Source organism: Pantoea sp. X-Soil-TKNS-1207, assembly GCF_059730485.1.
This window is the reverse complement of the sequence record NZ_AP035958.1, coordinates 471,110-489,804: the sequence shown is the minus strand read 5'-3', so window position 1 is coordinate 489,804 and position 18,695 is coordinate 471,110. Positions and strand designations below refer to the sequence as shown.

The 18,695-nt window shown below is 57.2% G+C and carries 18 protein-coding genes; 14 read left to right on the top strand and 4 right to left on the bottom strand.

The genetic code is table 11. From position 1 onward, the window contains the following. Window positions 1-1,395, top strand: a complete 1,395-nt coding sequence (locus tag AC6I8V_RS02145) for a glycoside hydrolase family 1 protein (protein WP_497844305.1) — start codon at window positions 1-3, stop codon at window positions 1,393-1,395. An 84-nt stretch (window positions 1,396-1,479) separates the two neighbouring features. On the opposite strand, the gene licT is transcribed toward AC6I8V_RS02145, so the two are convergent. Then, window positions 1,480-2,343 (bottom strand): BglG family transcription antiterminator LicT, encoded by an 864-nt coding sequence (licT, locus tag AC6I8V_RS02140; protein WP_497844304.1) that lies wholly within the window; start codon window positions 2,341-2,343, stop codon window positions 1,480-1,482. Between the two features lie 290 nt (window positions 2,344-2,633). Here licT and AC6I8V_RS02135 point away from each other — a divergent pair, with 290 nt between their 5' ends. Further along, the gene (locus AC6I8V_RS02135) at window positions 2,634-4,154 is read left to right on the top strand and encodes a sialate:H+ symport family MFS transporter (protein ID WP_497844303.1); all 1,521 of its coding nucleotides are present in this window, start codon (window positions 2,634-2,636) and stop codon (window positions 4,152-4,154) included. Between the two features lie 11 nt (window positions 4,155-4,165). Next, window positions 4,166-4,861 (top strand): RraA family protein, encoded by a 696-nt coding sequence (locus AC6I8V_RS02130; protein WP_497844302.1) that lies wholly within the window; start codon window positions 4,166-4,168, stop codon window positions 4,859-4,861. 81 nt (window positions 4,862-4,942) lie between these two features. On the opposite strand, the gene AC6I8V_RS02125 is transcribed toward AC6I8V_RS02130, so the two are convergent. Continuing rightward, entirely contained in the window at window positions 4,943-5,851 is a 909-nt protein-coding gene (locus AC6I8V_RS02125) for a DMT family transporter (protein ID WP_497844301.1), read from the bottom strand. A gap of 271 nt (window positions 5,852-6,122) precedes the next feature. Here AC6I8V_RS02125 and AC6I8V_RS02120 point away from each other — a divergent pair, with 271 nt between their 5' ends. Genes AC6I8V_RS02120 through AC6I8V_RS02105 form a run of 4 tightly spaced genes read left to right on the top strand, consistent with a single transcriptional unit; the run spans window position 6,123 to window position 9,447 of the window. Further along, the gene (locus tag AC6I8V_RS02120) at window positions 6,123-6,962 is read left to right on the top strand and encodes a transporter substrate-binding domain-containing protein (RefSeq protein WP_497844300.1); all 840 of its coding nucleotides are present in this window, start codon (window positions 6,123-6,125) and stop codon (window positions 6,960-6,962) included. Between the two features lie 12 nt (window positions 6,963-6,974). Continuing rightward, window positions 6,975-7,676: a 5-oxoprolinase subunit PxpB gene (pxpB, locus tag AC6I8V_RS02115; protein ID WP_497845743.1), complete on the top strand. Its 702-nt coding sequence runs from the start codon at window positions 6,975-6,977 to the stop codon at window positions 7,674-7,676. Next, on the top strand, window positions 7,673-8,659 hold the full coding sequence (locus AC6I8V_RS02110) for a 5-oxoprolinase subunit C family protein (RefSeq protein WP_497844298.1): 987 nt from the start codon (window positions 7,673-7,675) through the stop codon (window positions 8,657-8,659). Before pxpB ends, AC6I8V_RS02110 begins: the two co-directional genes overlap by 4 nt. Before the next feature lie 20 nt (window positions 8,660-8,679). Beyond that, entirely contained in the window at window positions 8,680-9,447 is a 768-nt protein-coding gene (locus AC6I8V_RS02105) for a 5-oxoprolinase subunit PxpA (RefSeq protein ID WP_497844297.1), read from the top strand. A 292-nt stretch (window positions 9,448-9,739) separates the two neighbouring features. On the opposite strand, the gene AC6I8V_RS02100 is transcribed toward AC6I8V_RS02105, so the two are convergent. Further along, window positions 9,740-10,948, bottom strand: coding sequence for a pyridoxal phosphate-dependent aminotransferase (locus AC6I8V_RS02100; RefSeq protein WP_497844296.1), 1,209 nt, complete (start codon window positions 10,946-10,948; stop codon window positions 9,740-9,742). A 517-nt stretch (window positions 10,949-11,465) separates the two neighbouring features. Between AC6I8V_RS02100 and nac the strand changes: the two genes are divergently transcribed. From nac to AC6I8V_RS02065, 7 genes are all read left to right on the top strand, one after another. Continuing rightward, entirely contained in the window at window positions 11,466-12,389 is a 924-nt protein-coding gene (gene nac / locus AC6I8V_RS02095) for a nitrogen assimilation transcriptional regulator NAC (RefSeq protein ID WP_497844295.1), read from the top strand. Between the two features lie 123 nt (window positions 12,390-12,512). Further along, complete coding sequence (locus tag AC6I8V_RS02090; protein WP_497844294.1) at window positions 12,513-12,938, top strand: acetyl-CoA carboxylase biotin carboxyl carrier protein; 426 nt, start codon at window positions 12,513-12,515, stop codon at window positions 12,936-12,938. 131 nt (window positions 12,939-13,069) lie between these two features. Further along, window positions 13,070-13,822, top strand: a complete 753-nt coding sequence (locus AC6I8V_RS02085; protein WP_497844293.1) for an SDR family oxidoreductase — start codon at window positions 13,070-13,072, stop codon at window positions 13,820-13,822. A gap of 22 nt (window positions 13,823-13,844) precedes the next feature. Further along, window positions 13,845-14,540, top strand: a complete 696-nt coding sequence (locus AC6I8V_RS02080; protein ID WP_497844292.1) for an amino acid ABC transporter permease — start codon at window positions 13,845-13,847, stop codon at window positions 14,538-14,540. A gap of 5 nt (window positions 14,541-14,545) precedes the next feature. Then, window positions 14,546-15,301 (top strand): amino acid ABC transporter permease, encoded by a 756-nt coding sequence (locus tag AC6I8V_RS02075; protein ID WP_497844291.1) that lies wholly within the window; start codon window positions 14,546-14,548, stop codon window positions 15,299-15,301. 9 nt (window positions 15,302-15,310) lie between these two features. Then, the gene (locus AC6I8V_RS02070) at window positions 15,311-16,048 is read left to right on the top strand and encodes an amino acid ABC transporter ATP-binding protein (RefSeq protein ID WP_497844290.1); all 738 of its coding nucleotides are present in this window, start codon (window positions 15,311-15,313) and stop codon (window positions 16,046-16,048) included. A gap of 243 nt (window positions 16,049-16,291) precedes the next feature. Then, window positions 16,292-17,422 (top strand): hypothetical protein, encoded by a 1,131-nt coding sequence (locus tag AC6I8V_RS02065; RefSeq protein WP_497844289.1) that lies wholly within the window; start codon window positions 16,292-16,294, stop codon window positions 17,420-17,422. Between the two features lie 92 nt (window positions 17,423-17,514). Here the strand turns inward: AC6I8V_RS02065 and AC6I8V_RS02060 are convergent, their stop codons facing one another. Beyond that, window positions 17,515-18,690 (bottom strand): Gfo/Idh/MocA family protein, encoded by a 1,176-nt coding sequence (locus AC6I8V_RS02060; protein WP_497844288.1) that lies wholly within the window; start codon window positions 18,688-18,690, stop codon window positions 17,515-17,517. Window positions 18,691-18,695 lie beyond the last annotated feature (5 nt).

Below are 18,695 nucleotides of genomic sequence, written 5' to 3'. Positions count from 1 at the left end.
ATGAACCCACGTTTCCCGGATGGATTTTTATGGGGCGGCGCCGTTGCCGCTAACCAGGTAGAAGGCGCATATCAGACCGGGGGGAAAGGTTTGTCCACCTCCGACCTGCAACCGAAGGGGATTTTTGGCGATCGCGTTGAGCGCCACGCCGGTGATTTCGGTATCAAAGACACCGCCATCGATTTCTATCATCGCTTCCCGGAGGACATCAAACTGTTCGCCGAGATGGGTTTTACCGTACTGCGCACCTCAATTGCCTGGACGCGTATTTTCCCGCAGGGGGATGAAGCCGAGCCGAACGAAGAGGGTCTGGCCTTTTACGATCGTCTGTTTGATGAGATGGCGAAATACAATATCCAGCCGCTGGTGACGCTGTCGCACTATGAAATGCCCTATGGGCTGATTAAAAAGTACGGCGGCTGGGGCAGCCGCACCACCATCGACTGCTTTGAACGCTACGCCCGCGCGGTGTTCACCCGCTTCCAGCACAAGGTGAAACTGTGGCTGACCTTCAATGAAATCAATATGTCGCTGCACGCGCCTTTTACCGGCGTTGGCTTGCCTGAGGAGAGCGATCAGCAGGCGATTTATCAGGCCATCCATCATCAGCTGGTCGCCAGCGGCCGTGCGGTGAAGGCCTGCCATGAGATCGTCGCCGACGGCAAAATCGGCAACATGCTGCTCGGCGCGCTGCTCTACCCGCTCAGCTGCCGTCCGGCGGATGTGATGGAGACCCTGCAACAAAACCGTGAGTGGCTGTTCTTCGGCGATGTCCAGGTGCGCGGCTACTATCCGGCTTATATGAAACGCTTCTTTGCCGATCGTCAGATCCAGATTGCTATCACCGATGCGGACAAACGCGATCTGCAAAATACTATCGATTACATCTCCTTCAGCTACTACATGACCGGCTGCGTCACCACCAATGAAGAAGAGAATCAGAAAGCGCGCGGCAATATTCTGTCGATGGTGCCGAACCCGCATCTCCCCAGTTCTGACTGGGGCTGGCAGATCGACCCGGAAGGGCTGCGTATCCTGATGAACCTGCTGTATGACCGCTATCAGAAGCCGCTGTTTATCGTGGAAAACGGCCTCGGCGCGAAAGATACTCAGCAAGCCGATGGCAGCATCAACGACGACTACCGCATCCAGTATCTCAACGACCATCTGGTGCAGGTGCGTGAAGCGATTGAAGATGGCGTGGAGGTGATGGGTTACACCTGCTGGGGACCGATCGATCTGGTCAGCGCCTCAAAAGCGGAGTTCTCCAAGCGTTATGGCTTTATCTACGTCGATCGTGATGACAACGGTAACGGTACGCTGACGCGTTCACGCAAGAAAAGTTTCTTCTGGTATCAGGAAGTGATTGGCAGCCACGGCGCCGCCCTGAAATAAATCTGTGCGTTGTCTGGTCGGCATGTATGCCGACCAGATGCCTTTTGTAGGATGCGAATTTATTCGCACCACATCATTGGACGCTCAGGCTTCATCATCCTGGATTTGCAACGCCAGCGTCTCTTTGCGTACCCGCTCGATATGGATGGTGAGAAACATCCGCTCCTCATTTGACAGCGCATACTGGTATTTCTGCTGAATGTGCTGATCGACTTTGCGGGTGCACTGGTAAGACTCCGGGTACTTGTCGCGCACCACATCGTGCAACGATTCATCCTCACTGCATACGCCACGTTTACCCAGCATTCGCTGCGCAAAGAATTTCAGGTGGTTAACGAAACGGTTGTAGCTCAGGCTTTCGACGCGGTAATCGAGTTGCAGGCGATACTTCACGATCTGCAAAATATCCTGCATAAAACGCGTGATATGCGCGACATCTGACATATCGCTATCGAGCTGCGCGTTAACCAGATGCATGGCGATAAAACCCGCTTCATCTTCCGGCAGCCGCACACCCAGGCGCTTCTCAATCAGGGTCAGCGCTTCCAGCCCAAGGGCGTATTCGTTGGGATAAAGGGTTTTGATCTCCCAGATCAACACGTTGCGGATCGGCAGGTTTTGCCGGTGTCGTTCGAGGGCAAAATTGCAGTGATCGCACAGCGCGATCGACAGGCTTTCGTGCAGCGACGATCCCAGCTGCTGTTTAGCTCGCGCGATGATCAATTCGGTGGTGGTGATCACCTCGATCGGGATCTCCGACAGCAACTCGCTCAGCCGACGGGTCAGGGCATGGTTTTGCAGCGCAAACACTTTCTCGATCAATTGGTTATCCAGTTGATCGCCTACGTGTTTGTTAAACGCCAGCCCGCGTCCCATCACCACCTGTTCCTGGCCCTGCTCGCCCAGCACGATGGCCACATTATTATTAAGTATTTTCGTTATCTTCATTCTGCACCCTGAAAAAATGTGACCCAGCTCTGTTTCTTTTCCCTAATGATACCAGAGCACCATACAATAAATTTATCCCCCCATAATAAAATCCAATAAAGTTAAATATCATTGAGTTAAATCACAACTGGATTTTATTTCGTGATCGTCCCACCGTTAGACGTAACACAACATCCGTAACACGCTATTTATCCGGTAGGATCTGACCAATACAAAAATAAGTAATATAAACCGGACGTGCCTGCACGCCCCTCTTTCTCTTACCCTATTAAAACCATCAGGAGCCAGTCATGCCTGAAGAATCTGTGCTGTTACCCTGGTATAAACGACTGAATCGTCAGCAATGGAAAGCGTTCTGGGCCGCATGGATGGGGTATCTGCTGGACGGTTTTGATTTCGTCATTATTACCTTAGTGCTGACAGAAATAATGGCGGAATTTAATGTCACTACCGCAGAAGCGGCGGCATTAATTTCGGCGGCATTTATTTTACGTTGGTTTGGCGGATTAGCACTCGGCGCAATGGGCGATAAATATGGTCGAAAAAGCGCGATGATCACCAGCATTATTTTATTTGCCGGTGGCACTTTCGCCTGTGGTATTGCGCCTAATTATACCTGGATGTTTATCGCCCGCGTATTAGTCGGCATCGGCATGGCCGGTGAATATGGCACCAGCTCGGCGTATGCCATCGAAACCTGGCCAAAGGATATGCGCAATAAAGCCAGCGCCTTCCTCAATTCGGGTTTTTCCGCCGGGGCAATTTTATCGGTTCTCGCCTACAGCTGGATTGTGCCGCTGTGGGGTTGGCGCTCGCTGTTTTACCTCGGCATTATCCCGGTGATTTATGCCCTGTGGCTGCGTCGCGCCATCCCGGAAGCCGAAGAGTGGGCGGCGGCCAAAGCGAAAGCCGCCAAAGCCGATAAACCGACGGAAACCATGATCGATACGCTGTTTCGTGGGCCAAATCGCGCGCGTAACGCGGTGAACCTGCTGCTGGGTTTGCTGGCGGCCGTCGCGCTCTATTTCTGCTTTGATCATCAAACCTCCGGGCTGGTGATTGGGGTGCTGGCGGTGATCACGGCGGCGATCTTTATCCGTTTTCTGGTGCAGAGCGGCGGCGACCGCTGGCCCACCAGCCTGATGCTCACCGTCACCATCGTCTGCGTGTTTCTCTACGGCTGGCCGATCCACGCGCTGCTGCCCACCTACCTGAAAACCGATCTGCACTATTCGCCGGAAGTGGTGGCGCTGGTGTTCTCGTTCAGCCGCTTCGGCATGGGCCTCGGCTGCTGCGTGGCGGGCATCGCTGCGGACCGCATCGGCACACGCAAAACCTATGTGCTGAGCCTGCTGGTCGCTCAGTTGCTCATCATCCCGGTGTTTATGCTTAACGGCTCCAGCGTCTGGCTGCTGTGTCTGCTGATCTTTATGCAACAGCTGTTCAGCCAGGGTGTTGGCGGGCTGCTGGCGAAGATGATCAGCGGCTATTTCGATACCGAACAACGCGCGGCCAACCTCAGCTTTATCTACAACATCGGCTCGCTCGGCGGGGCGCTTGCGCCGGTGCTGGGTGCGTTGATCGCCCAGCACGCCTCACTCGGCAGCGCCCTTGGCGGCCTGTCGTTCGGCCTGACCTTCGTGGTGATGCTGCTGATTGGTTTTGATATGCCGTCCCGCGTGCAGCGCTGGCTGAAACCGCAGGCTCTGCGCCACTACGACACCGTTGATGGCACCCCACTTTCCGGCGCGTTCACCCGCGAAGAACGCGACGCCCAGGCTCTTACCCCTATTAACTCAGGCAAACCCTGAAAGGAGATAACATGACCGCAGGAAACCGCATTTATTTACGCCGCCCGGCCGATGCAGAACCGTTGCTGGAAGCCTTCCGCACGCTGCCGGCGGCGGTGGTGGCGGATTGCATGAGCCGCCTGCCCGCTTTGTCAGCGGAGATCAGCCTGAAAACTGCGCCGAAAAAACCGATTATGTGCGGCCTGGCGGTCACGGTGAAGGCGCGCTCTGGCGATAACCTGATGCTGCATAAAGCGCTGGATATCGCCAGTCGCAACGACGTTATCGTCCTGTCGAATGAAGGCGATCGCAGCCAGTCGCTGATGGGAGAAGTCATGGCAACCTACGCCAGACAGCGCGGCATGGAAGGGATTGTGCTGGATGGCCCGGTGCGTGATATCGATGGCTTATCGCGCATGGATTTCCCGATCTACGCCGCAGGCGTCACGCCGGGCGGTCCGTTCAAAGATGGCCCTGGTGAGATCAACGTGCCCATCGCCTGCGGCAAAATCCACGTCGCGCCGGGCGATATCATCCTCGGCGACGCCGACGGCGTGATTGTGATCCCGCGCCAGGATGCGGCGCGCATCCTCGAAGATGCGCTGGCTTATTTGCAGGTGGATGAACGCAACTTCGAGCTGGCGAAAACCGGCTCGCTGGAGCGCGGTTGGCTGGACGAGACGCTGCGCAATAAGAACGTGGAAATTATCGATGATATTTATCGCTGATCGCCATTGCGCGATAAATCGCGCCGCTACAAATCCGTGCAATGTACCGCAGCGGCGCGATTCATCGCGCGTTTTTATCAATCAGGCCGTCACCAGCTTGCGCTGACGCTGCTCGCGCCACACGGCAAAAATCCCGGCCAGCGCGACAATCGATGCGCCCATCAGCGTGGTGGAGCCGGGCAGGCTATTAAGGAACAGATAACCAATCACCATCGACCACACCAGCGTGGTGTAATCAAACGGCGCCAGCAGCGAGGCGTCAGCATAGCGCAGGCTGAGGGTCACCAGAATCTGCGCCAGACCGCCAAACAGGCCGCAGCCAATCAGCAGCAGCAGCTGCGTGCCGCCCGGCATCGCCCAGCCAAACAGCACGGTGGTGAGGCCGATAACCGTGGTCATCAGCGAAAAATAGAACACAATCGCGCCCGGTTTTTCGATGCCGTTCAGAAAGCGGATTTGCACGTTGGAGGTGGCGGTACAGAGTGCGGCAATCAGCGCGCACACCACGCCAAGACCGGCGCTGGCATGGGCCACACTGCCGGAGAACAGCGCCCCGCTTGCCGCCAGACTGGATGACAACATGATCAGAATGCCAGACAGCCCGACCATCACCGCCAGCCAGCGCGACGCCCGCACCCGCTCCTTCAGCAGAATCGCCGCCATAATCACGGTAAACAGCGGAGCGGCATAGCTGAGCGCAGTCGCATCGGCCAGCGAGATATACACCAGCGCCAGATAGTTGAAGTACATGCCGCCGGTGCCGGAGAAGCCGCGAATCAGATGACCAAACAGGTTGCGGGTTTTCAGACTTTCCAGCACGTTGCCCTGAATTTTCAGCCACAACAGCAGGGGAAACAACGCGACAAAACTGCGGAAAAAGATCACTTCCCCGGTGGGAATGGTGCCGTTCAGCCCTTTGACGCACGCCAGCATCAAGGTAGAGCACAGCGCCGCCATTATCTTAAGTAATACGCCTAATCTGGCATTCATTGCTTTAACCCTATTCTCTCTCTACCACTCGCAACCGACCTGATTGCCGAGAGGACAACGGGCATACCTTAGGGAGAGACGCAGCAGGGCGATAACACTATTTTGCTCTGCCTGAATAGCAATAACTTATCGTCATCCGTCATAGCATTTCGCTATCGCGTGACAGGGTTTCCCTCTTACTCGCCACAAAATAAAGCCGATATAGTCCATCCAAGCGAGAATTTACGCATTTTCCCGGCGCCGCCGCGGTAACCTTAATTGAGGGAATCACATGACCATGAAAAGACGTACCACCATCGGGCTGGCATTGCTGCCGCTGCTGGCCATCTCTTCCGCCCATGCTGATCTGATGGCGAACATTAAGTCGAGCGGCGAACTCAAGTGCGCGGTTTATTCAGATGTCCCGCCGTTCTCCTCACCGGATCCGCAGACCCGTCAGCTGGCGGGCATGGACGTGGATCTGTGCCATGCGCTGGCGCAAAAGATGGGGGTGAAAGCCACCCTGGTGCCGACCTCAATTGAAGCGCGTATCGCGGTTATCGCCACCGGCCGTGCCGATGTGCTGATCGCCAACCTCGCCTACACCAAAACCCGTGGCAGCCAGATCCAGTTCAGCGACCCGTACTACGTCGCCAAAGAGATGCTGCTGGTAAAAGCGCCGCTGGCCGATAAGCCGCTTACCTACTTTAAAGGCAAGCGCATCAGCGCCACCAAAGGCACCACGTCCGAGCAGTCGATCTACCTGAAAGGCGCGCGTGCCGTGACCTTCCAGGATGCGGCGTCTGCCTTCCTGGCCCTTGAGCAGAACAAAGCGCTGGGCTTTGTCACCAACACCATGACCGCCATCAAGATGATCACCCAGGCGAAGAAAGACGGCATCAATCTGGCGATGATCAAAGAACCGATGGCGCTGGAGCCGATTGGCGTGGGTATGAAACGTGACGAACCGGCCCTGCTCGCCAGCGTCAACGGCGGCCTGAAAGCGATGGACGATGACGGCACTATCGACAAAATCTGGGATACCTGGATTGGGCCGAAGACCGAATACAAAATGGTGCGAGAAGAGCGCGTGCAGCCACTCTCCAGTCTGAAATTTGAACCGCTGGAATAACCGATGCCCGTGATGTCGCAAGCTGATATCAAGCCCGCCAGCGCGCCCGCGCTGGCTTGCTCCTCCACGATTACCCTCTCCACCATCGGCGCGCGCGCCTGGCTGGTGGAAGCCCCCGGTGGTTTTGATCTGCCGTCCCAGCGCCGTATCTGGTCGCTGGCTCGGCTGCTGGCGAGCAGCGACGATGTTGAATCGCTGATCCCCGGCGTGACCAATTTGCTGGTGCTGTTTCGCCAGATCCCCCCCGACGACGCGCAGGTGCGCGCGCGATTGCAGGCGGCCTGGGAACAGGCGCAGGCGATCCATCCGCAGGGCAAGCTGATTGAAATTCCGGTGGATTACGGCGGTGAACACGCCATCGATCTCGACGCGGTGTGTCGCCATACCGGCTTCAGCGCGCGCGAGGTGGTACGTCGTCATCATCAAAGCGAATACACGGTGTTTGCCCTCGGCAGTGCGCCAGGCTTTGGTTATCTGCACGGGCTGGATCCAGCGCTGGCGACGCCACGCAAAAAAGTGCCGTCGCTCAGTATGCTGAAAGGCACCGTCACCATCGGCGGCGCCCAGGCGGGCGTGTCGGCGCTGACCGGTCCGAACGGCTGGAACGCCATTGGCTATGCGGAGCTGGAGGTGTTTGATCCGCTGGCAGAGTCCCCGGCGCTAATGGCTCCCGGCGATCGCATCCGCTTTCTGCCGCAGAGGATTGAGCTGTGATTGAGATTGAACAGAGCGGTGCGCTCAATACGGTGCAGGATTTAGGTCGTTTCAACTACCGCCATATGGGCGTGTCGGTGAGCGGCGTGATGGACCCGCTGGCGCTGCGGGCGGGCAACCTGCTGCTCGGCAACGACGAGAATGCGGCGGCGATTGAAGTGCAGCTGTTCCCGTTTCGCGTGCGTTTCCTGCATGACACCAGCATTGCCGTCACCGGCGCCGACTGCCGCGCCACGTTAGATGGCACGCCGCTGCCGCCCTGGTGGGGGTGTGGCGTACGTGCCGGTCAGGTGCTGGAGCTGCGCTACCCGCGCAGCGGTGCGCGCGGTTATCTGTGCATCGCCGGTGGTATTGATGTGCCGGTGGTGCTGAATTCGCGCAGCACCGCGTTGCGGGGCGCCTTTGGCGGCCACCATGGCCGGGCATTACAGCGCGGCGATCGCCTGCCGCTCGGTGCGGCCAGCGGCCCGGCGTTACCGGTGTCAGGCATCGGCATCGAACCGCCGGACAGCGCGCTGCGTTCGCTGTTTCCCCGCAACAGCGCAGGCGAGATCCAGCTGCGCGCCATTCCCTCAGGCGAATACGCGTTGTTTGCTGCGGACGCCGCGCGTTTCTGGCAGCAATCCTGGCAGGTTTCCAACCAAAGCAACCGCACCGGCTACCGGCTGGCGGGCGATCCGATCTTCCCGTCGCAGACGGTGGAGATGCGATCCTACGGTTTGATCCCCGGTATCGTGCAGGTGCCCCCCGCGGGCGAGCCGATCATCCAGCTGAGCGACGCCAACACCGCCGGGGGTTATCCGAAGATCGCCGGGGTGATCGAGCAGGATCTGTGGCTACTCGGCCAGATATTGCCGGGCCAGTCGATCCAGTTAGTCAAAAGTGATGCGCGTGAGGCCATTGCCATCGAGAAAGAGGTGGCGCGCTGGCTCACCCGGCTGCGCCTGAGCTGTCTGCCGATGCGCAAAGCGGTCGGCGTTTAACCGAGCAAGGACCCAATACCATGAAGATTGATGTCAATTCCGATATGGGAGAAGGCTTCGGCGTTTATCAGCTGTGTGATGACGCCGCGCTGATGAAGGTGGTGTCGTCGGCCAATATCGCCTGCGGGTTTCACGCGGGCGATCCGGCGATCATGACGAAAATGGTGCGGCTGGCAAAACAGCACGGCGTCGGCATTGGCGCGCATCCGGGTCTGCCGGATCGTCAGGGCTTTGGCCGTCGCGAGCTGCCGTTTTCGCCGGAGGAAATTTGCCAGCAGGTGGCGTATCAGCTGGGCGCGCTGATGGCGATTGCCCGTGCGGAAGGCACGCAGGTGGCGCATTTCAGTTTTCACGCCGCGATGGGCAATATCGTCAATCGCGACGCCGCCCTGGCGCAACAGGTGATGGAACTGGTCGCGCGTATTAACAGCGACCTGATTATCTTTGCCCAGCCGGATACCCTTATTGAACGTGCCGCGCAGGCCGCCGGGCTGAAAACCCTGACGCTGTTCCTCGCCGACCGGGCGTACGATGCGCAGGGCCGTCTGGTGCCGCGTGGCGTAGCCGGTTCGGTGATTAAAGAGGAGAGCGCGCTGCGCGCCAGGGTGCGCCAGTTCCTGCAACACGGCACCGTCACCACGTTTGAGGGTGAAGAGATTCCGGTGCGCGCCCGCTCGATTCTGGTCCACAGCGATACGCCGGGTTCGCTGGCGCTTGCGACCATCGTGCGCAGCGAAATCGAAGCCAGCGGCCACCAGGTGGCACCGGCTTCTGAAGTGATTCGATGATTTCGTCGCAGGGAAAAACAAAAACGCGCGATAAATCGCGCCGCTACAGAAACGGGTTGGTCAGCATAAATGCTGACCCTACACGCCGGAAAAATGCGCGATAAATCGCGCCGCTACACGTAGGGTCGGCATTTATGCCGACCTCAAAACTGCTGTTGATAAATTGATTAACCTGACTGACCCGCAAAAGTCATGCCTGGTATTTAACGCGGTGCGGTTGAAATGCCTTCTGCTTATCCCGGAATAGCCGTCATACGACGGCCATTCCGCGGTTCAGCCAAAACCTGAACGATTACGCCTCGCGGCAACCCGCACAAAATGCGGCGATACGGTCGCAACCGGTCTGCAAACGCTCCATGCTGGTGGCGTAGGAGAGGCGGATATACGGACTCATGCCGTACGCCGCGCCCTGCACCGTCACCACATGCTGCTCCTCAATCAGCGCCAGCACAAAATCCGCATCGTTGTTGATCGTACGGCCACCGGCGCTGACTTTGCCGATATAACCAGCGATATTCACAAACAGATAAAACGCGCCCTGCGGCTTATGGCAACGCAGGCCATCAATCGAGGTCAGACGCTCCAGCACATAGTCACGGCGTTCACGGTAGATACGCGCGCGCTCCTGCAACAGATCCTGCGGGCCTTCCAGCACCGCCACCGCCGCCGCCTGCGTCAGCGTCGTCACGCCACCGCTGTTCTGCGTATTGACGTTGCTCATCGCCTTAATCAACGGTGCCGGGCCGCCACAGAAACCAAGTCGCCAGCCCGTCATGGAATAGGCTTTAGAGACGCCATTCACGGTCAGCACGCGGTCATACAGACGCGGCTCCACCTGCGCCAGCGTGTAAAAACGCACGTCGTCGTAAATCAGGTGTTCGTAGATATCATCGGTCATGATCCACACCTGCGGATGGCGCAGCAGCACCTCGCCCAGCGCCTGCAATTCCGCTTTGGTCGCCACCGAACCGGTCGGGTTGCTCGGATAGTTCAGCAGCAACCATTTGGTTTTATCGGTAATCGCCGCGTCCAGCTGCGCGGGCAGTGGCTTGAAGCCATTCTCCTGAGCACAGGGCAGCGGCACCGGAATCCCGCCAGCAAACTTCACGATATCGGCATAGCTGATCCACGACGGCGTGGGGATCACCACTTCGTCGCCCGGATTGATGGTCGCCAGAATGGCGTTGAAGATGATCTGCTTGGCCCCACCGGCGGTAAGGATCTGGCTGATATCGTAATCCAGCTGGTTGTCGCGTTTGAATTTCAGCTGAATCGCTTTACGCAGCGCGGGCGTGCCGTCGGTCGGCGGGTAACGGGTATCTCCCGCGCGTGCCGCGGCATAGGCGGCTTCAATGGCGTGATCCGGCGTCGGAAAATCAGGTTCGCCGGTGGAAAGCGCCACCACATCAATACCCTGCGCCGCGAGGTCGCGGGCTTTCTGGGTCATGGCGACAGAGGCGGAAACAGTGACATTCTTTAAACGATCGGCTATCTCGGGCATGTGGAACACTTCCTGATCTCAGTGTCAGCAGAAACGGCGCGGCACGCCAAAACGCGCAGAGCCAGCAAAGTCCCCAGCAGGCTGAAGACACGATATGCACAGAGGATAGGTTTTCGCCCGAAGCCACCGCTAATAGTGCTTTGTTGTGGCGATATAACACAAAACGATGACACGACCGACAGCACACTTTTGCTGCAAAGCTGACGTATTGCCCTGAAATGCGCGGCGGGTCACTCCGCCGCTGCGCTGAATATGTTAAAAAAGTGTTACTTTTGAGCGGATTTACGCGCCACTGCGGCGCATCGCTCACGTCAGCCATCGGTATTGCTGATGGGAAAGTGCACCATCGCAGTGCAACACACCCCATCTGAACCCGTGTTGTACCGCCACCCGGCTAACTCAGCAAAAGCCTTAGGAGGCATGAGAGCAGCACCCTCCTGTCTGAGTTCATCGCTAAATCTTATTCTGGCATCAACTTTGCTTGATGTTGATATGCGTTCTGTTGGAGGGAATGACCATGAATCTTCGCCGTCTTAAATACTTCGTTAAAATTGTCGATGTCGGCAGTCTGACGCAGGCCGCCGATATTTTGCATATCGCCCAACCCGCCCTGAGCCAGCAGCTGGCTACTCTGGAGGGGGAAGTGAATCAGCAATTGCTGATCCGCACCAAGCGTGGCGTCACACCCACCGAAGCGGGCAAAACGCTCTATTCACATGCCCAGTCCATTTTGCGCCAGTGCGAACAGGCGCAAAGTGCGATTGATCGTGTCGGCGCATCGCTTACCGGCAGCGTCTCTGTCGGCCTTGCGCCGGGCACGGCGGCACAAAACCTCGCGCTGCCCCTGATGATGGAGGTGCAGCAGCAACATCCGGGCATCGTGCTGTATTTCAATGAAAACTTCGGCACCACCCTCAGCGAGCTGATCATGAATGGCCGCATGGATATGGCGGTGATCTACGACCATCGCAACATCCACGGCCTGCGCTTTATGCCGCTGATGAAGGAAGATCTGTGCTTCGTCTGTCCATTCAGCCTGGCGAAACCGGTGAAAGAGATTCCGCTGGCAGAAGTGGCGAAATTCGATCTGTTCCTGCCGCGCATCTACAACATCATGCGTAAGGTGCTGGACGATGCCTTCGTGCAGAACAACCTGCAATATCGCGTGAAGTGCGAGATTGAATCGCAAACCACCCTGAATGCCGCGCTGACCGCCGGACTCGGCACCACCATCATGCCGGAATCCGCCGCGCGTGCGATGCTGAAAACCTCTGATGCGTGGATGGCGAAGATTGTCGAGCCGGATGTGCAGGCGTCGCTGTCGTTCTGCATGTCAGATCATCTGCCGCTGTCGCAACCCGCAGAAGCGGTGAAATCGATCCTGCTGTCGCTGATGTCACGCCGCAATGTGGAAAACCATCCGCTGACGCTGGTGGGATAAGCCGCGCTTATTGCCGCAAAGCGAAACCCTCTTACAGCCCGTCTTACCGAACGCGCTAGATTGACTGCATAAGCTGCCCGCTCCGGCGGGCTATGTAGCCTGTTTCGCTTTGACGGGAACCCTATGGAAAAAACCGCAATACCGCTGCCGACGCTGCGCGCTGTGGCGCGCAAGATGCAAACCGCCGGGCTGGGTCGCCTTGAGCTGGGCGGCAAAGACTGGTCGGTACGCCTGACGTACGCCGCTGTCCCCCCTTCACCTGCACAGCCCGCGCCAGCTTGTGTGGCCGCACCCGTGGCGGCGTTGGCCATCGGCGCACCGATGCCCGGCAGGTTGCTGCTGCGCCATCCGCATAGCCAGCAGGATTTTGTCCAGCCCGGCCAGACGGTGCAGCCGGCGGAACTGCTGGCGCTGGTGCAGGTCGGCCCGCTGTATCTGCCCGTCACCAGCCCGGTACGCGGCAGGGTGCAACAACTATCGCTTAGCGATGGCGCGCCAGTGGAATATGATGAAGAAATCCTGATGATTCAGGAAGATAAGCAGGCGTAAGCGCGGTTATAAGGGTCGCTTATTGCCTCAAAATATTTATGTCTTACCCCCATTGAACATAACTGCATAAAGTCAGAAAAAGATCAGAAACACGCCGCAGCCAGCAGGCCCGGCGATGACAGGAGAGGCAAATGCCATTTTCAGATTACAAAACCGCACTGGTCACCGGCGCATCTGCCGGGATGGGCGAAGCGATTGTTGAGCGTCTGTGCCAGGAAGGGATCACCGTACACGCCGTCGCGCGTCGTAAAGAACAACTGGCGGCGCTGGCCGATCGCACCGGCTGCATCCCGCACGCGGTGGATGTCAGCGATCTCAGCGCGCTGACCGCGCTGTGCCAGGATTTGCAGATCGACATTCTGGTCAACAACGCCGGGCTGTCGCATCCGGGATCGATTCTTGATGCCGATGAAAACGTGATTGAGACCCAGGTCGATGTCAACCTGCGCGCCGTGCTGCATCTGTGCCGTCTGCTGGTGCCGGGCATGGTGGCGCGCGATCGCGGCCATGTGTTCAACATCACCTCCATCGCCGCGATCTACAACTTCGGCGGCAACTCGGTCTATCACGCCACCAAAGCCGGGGTCCATGCCCTGTCACGCCAGCTGCGTGTCGATTGCTATGGCAAACGTGTGCGTATCACCGAAATCTGCCCAGGCCGCGTCGCCACCGATATTTTCGGCAACGTCTCCGGCGATCACGAAGAAGCACGCCGTCGCTTTATCGATGGCTTTGAGCTGCCGCAGGCAAAAGATATCGCCGACTGCGTGGCCTTTGCCCTGTCTGCCCCGGTGGCGGTGAATATCGGCAACATTGAAATCACCCCGACGTTGCAGGTGCCTGGCGGTCTCTCCACCATGCGACCGGGCGACCGCGCCGAGTAATGACGCAACACGAGGTAAAACCATGGCACTCAATTTCAGCAGTGTGATAACCGGCCACTTCGGCCAGATGATCGTTGACGGAACGGTGGTCACCCTTGAACTGGCGTTGGGTGCCTGGCTGCTGGCGATGATCCTCGCCATGTTGCTGGTGGTGATCCGCCTGACAGATCAACGCATCGCGGTCGGGCTGGTGAAGGCGTATGTCTCCTATCACCGCAATGTGCCAACGCTGATTCAGCTAATGATGTGGTATTTCGCCATTCCGACGCTGCTGCCGGAAGCGCTGCAAATGTGGATCAACAACTACAACGCGGAGTTTCTGTTTTCGCTCACCGCACTCGGCCTGTGCCAGGCGGCCTATTTCTCGGAAGATATCCGCAGCGGCCTGCGCGCCATCCCGGATGGTCAGAATGAAGCGGCGCGTGCGCTCGGTATGGGTTATGTGCGCGCCATGTGGTCGGTGGTGCTGCCGCAGGGCATCCGCAATGCGCTGCCTGCACTGATCAACCACACGGTGTTGCTGTTTAAAAACACCAGCCTGGCGATGGTAATTGGCGTGGCGGAGCTGACCTATGTGACGCGCGATATTGAGAACCAGACCTTCCGTACTTTCGAGTCCTATTTTGTGGCAACCGTTGGCTATCTGTTCTTCTCCCTGATGCTGATGGGACTTGGCGCGCTGCTGGCCCGCCGCTTTCAACGCGTCTATGCGAGGTAATGGCGATGTTTGAGATGTTCACCATTTTGCATGACAACGGCTTGCTGCTGTTAATGGGTCAGTACCCGAATGGCCCGCTCGGCGGGGTGCTGTGCACCCTGTTGATCTCGCTGCTGGCGGTGCTGTTCGCCTTCCCGGTGGGCGTATTGCTGGGACTGGCGCGCCTGTCGCCGTGGCGCTGGCTGAGCTGGCCCGCCACCTGCTGGGTCTATCTGCTGCGCGGCATTCCGCTGATGATGGTGGTGTTCTGGACCTACTTCTGCGTCCCGCTGCTGATTGGCCATAACATCAGCGGCTTCTCCACCATGCTGTGTACGCTGGTGATTTATGAAAGCGCCTATATCGCCGAAATCGTGCGTGGCGGCATTCAGGCGCTGCCGCACGGCCAGTATGAAGCGGCGCGTGCGCTGGGTATGGGACACATCAAAACCCTGCGGGTGGTGATCCTGCCACAGGCGCTGTACAACACCCTGCCCAGCCTGGTGAGCCAGCTGGTCTCCATCATTAAAGACAGCACCCTCGGCTACGTGATTAACGTGCCGGAGCTGACCTTTGCCGCCAACCAGGTGAGCAACCAGCTGCTGACTAAACCTTTTCAGGTGTTCGCCATTGTGGCGCTGAGCTACTACATCATCTGCTTCAGCCTGACGTGGCTCGCCAACAAACTTGAGGCGCGTATTGCGCAGAAACGTCGTCAGCCGCCGGTAGAGACCCCCACCGTGGCCCCGGCGGTGATGATCACCAAAACCCAATCGCAATAAGGAACCGCTATGAGCCCGATGATTCTGTTTAATCAGGTCAACAAATGGTACGGCGCGTATCAGGCGCTGACCGACCTGAGTGCCGAGATCAATCCCGGCGAAGTAGTGGTGGTCTGCGGCCCGTCCGGCTCCGGCAAATCGACGCTGATCCGCACCGTCAACCGACTGGAACCGATTGAAGGCGGCCAGATCGTCTTTGACGGCATCGATATCCACGGCAGCAGCACCCGCCTCAACCAGCTGCGCACGCGCATTGGTTTTGTATTCCAGAGCTTTAACCTGTTCCCGCATGTGTCGGTGGCGGAGAACATTATGATGTCGCCAATGAAGGTGCTGGGCGTGAAGCGTGCGGAAGCGCGCAGGCAGGCGGGTGAGCTGCTGGAACGCGTGGGCCTGTCGCACAAGGCGGATGCCTATCCGGCCCAGCTGTCTGGCGGCCAGCAGCAGCGCGTGGCCATTGCCCGTGCGCTGGCGATGAAACCGCCGGTGATGCTGTTTGATGAACCCACTTCCGCGCTCGACCCGGAGATGGTCGGTGAAGTGCTGTCGGTAATGCGCGGTCTGGCGCAGGAAGGGATGACGATGATGTGCGTCACCCACGAGATGAACTTCGCCCGTGAAGTGGCCGATACCATCTGGTTTATGGATCAGGGCCAGATTCTGGAAAAAGCCACGCCGGAGAAATTCTTCACCCAACCGCAGCACCCGCGCGCGCAGCGGTTTTTAAGCGATTTGCGCTCGCACTGATGCCTATAACGCGATAAATCGCGCCGCGACGGTATGTACGGAATTTAACGCCGAGGTTAAATATCCCACACTCTGGCGCGGCGCGATTTATCGCGTGCCCCTTTTACCCCCGCCCTGACTGATATTTTATGATATTTCCCTGAAATTAATTGCAGTGCCCCGCCCTTCACTTTAATTTTCCCGTGCTTAAGTATAGTTAACAGACCTGACTGCCCATTCTTATCAATACAAAGGAATGAATTTATGCACGTAGGATTTCATTCAGTCGCATACGGGACGACTGCAAATAATATTGAAACCAACTGGACATTTAAGCATAGCGTCGGCGCAGGGAGGGAACCTGTTGATATAAGCAAGTACATCATCGATGTTATGGCGACAAACAGTAATGACATTACGCTTGATAATTGTAAGGTGGGGATTAAAAACAGAGAACCGGAGATATGGGAAGCGGTTTTCTCCGCTGATGGCAAGATACAGCTGAGTGAATGTACCATTAAAGGCATCGTCTACGCGCCAAATGGCACAACTGTGACGAATAACTGCCTGATTATGGGAAAGGTAGCAGGTCGCAATGCACCGATAATGCTGATGACAACGGAAGTCAGAAGTAAGGACTATACAAAGAGTCAGGCCGTGCCGGAATCAGGCTTTGGCGAATGGATAAATCCGCTCAAAGATAATGATGATGAAATTTATCAGTTTAATACCACCGACATCGACCGCTACAGCAAACTGCTGGATATGAAAACCGAATATTATGGCTTATATCATATTGCGATTTCGGCCGACGATAACGATATCGATTGTCGGCATGAATGCAAAATCTATGGTGATATAGTTAACGACTTCTTTGATATTGCATCCCCCACCAGAGATATTAACGTCTTTGATTCAATGGTGGCGGGGTGCATTATCAACCGCACCGGCAGTACCTTGCTGGAAAGAAGCAGTGCAAAAGCCGTGTTTAGTAACGCACAAAGAACCGAAATTAATAACTCTGAGGTCGATTATATTTATAGCGTGAGCAGTGATACGCATATTCATAATCATTCTGTCATCAAATATGGTGCCATGCTGGGGGGCAGGATAAACAGGATTTCCTCCTCAACGCTCCATGGATCCGTGCAGCTGAAGGGACATATTCTGACTATCGAACAACAGTCGAGTGTTGATAAGGTCTGTTTACCGCCAGCACATGAGGTCACAGGAGATTTCGATGATACTGAGATCAGGCTCACGAGTGGCTCCACCCTTCATGCTATCGAAACGGCGGGACAAAGGTGTCGCATATTTATTGAAAAAGGCGCGGTCTTTACGCCCTTAATCAGTGGCGACCCCATTTCTGCCAATGTGGAGATTTACTATTTTTAGCATGAGAACTGCGCGATAAATCGCGCCGCTATGGCCCGGAACGCGGGTTTATAGCGACGCAATTTATGGCGCGTATAAGTTCTGTGCAGCGATTACGTTCGGCAATCCACCCATACCGCACCCGCATCGGCGGATTTCACACACTGCTCAACCCAGCGCACCCCCATCAAACCGGCATGAACGTCCGGGTACCAGAAATCCTGTAAAAAGGCCTGGTCATTACGGTCAGTGGCGTCCATCGCCAGTGCGAAACGACGATACAGATTCGACCAGGCTTCGAACAACCCTTCTGGATGCCCGCCGCCAATCCGATCTTCCTCTAAGGCACGGCCATGCAGATAACCCATGCCGCGTTCCAGAATCTGCACCGGTTCGCCCTGCACTTCATAGCGCAGCTGGTTTGGCTGCTCGTCCCACCACTCCAGACTGGCCTTCTCGCCAATCACCCGCACCTTCTGGCCGTGCATGGAGCCGCAGTTAACGGCCGAAGCCCACATGGTACCGAGCGCGCCGTTGTCATACTCCATCATCACAAAGGCGTTATCTTCCAGCGGCGCACGGCTTTTCACAAAGCTCTGGCGACTGCACAACAGACGCGTCACCTTCAGCTGCGGCACCATGGTTTCAGCGATAAACAGCGGATGGGTCGCCAGATCGCCCAGCACATAACTCGGGCCAACAAAGCGCGGATCGACACGCCATTGGGTGCTAGGATTTTGCAGCTCCACCGCCTCGTTATGGAAGCCGTGCGCAAACTGCATATTGATGATGCGGATCTCGCCCAGCACCCCCGCGGCGATCATCTCACGCGCCTGCTGGATCAGCTGATGGCCCGCGTAGCCGTAGGTCACACCGATGATTTTTTTCTTTTCGCCGCACAGTGTTTCCAGCTCGTCGGCCTCCGCTGCGGTGAAGCACAGCGGCTTCTCGCATACCACATGCAGCCCGGCATTGAGTGCTGCCCGGCAAATCGCAAAGTGGGTGTTGTTGGGTGTCGCGATAGAAACCGCCTCGATGCCATCCTGACGCGCTGCCTCTGCGGCAAACAGGGTTTCATAATCGGCATAGCAGCGATCCGCCGCCACGCCCAGCGCGGTGCCGAACGCACGGCCACGATCGGCGTCGAGATCAAACGCGCCGGCTTGCAGGATAAAATTGCCATCACGCAACGCGGCGGAACGATGAATATAGCCAATCTGGCTGGTGCCACCGCCGCCAACCATGCCCCAGCGCAGTGAACGATCGCGTGCTTTGATGCCGTTAATCATGCTGT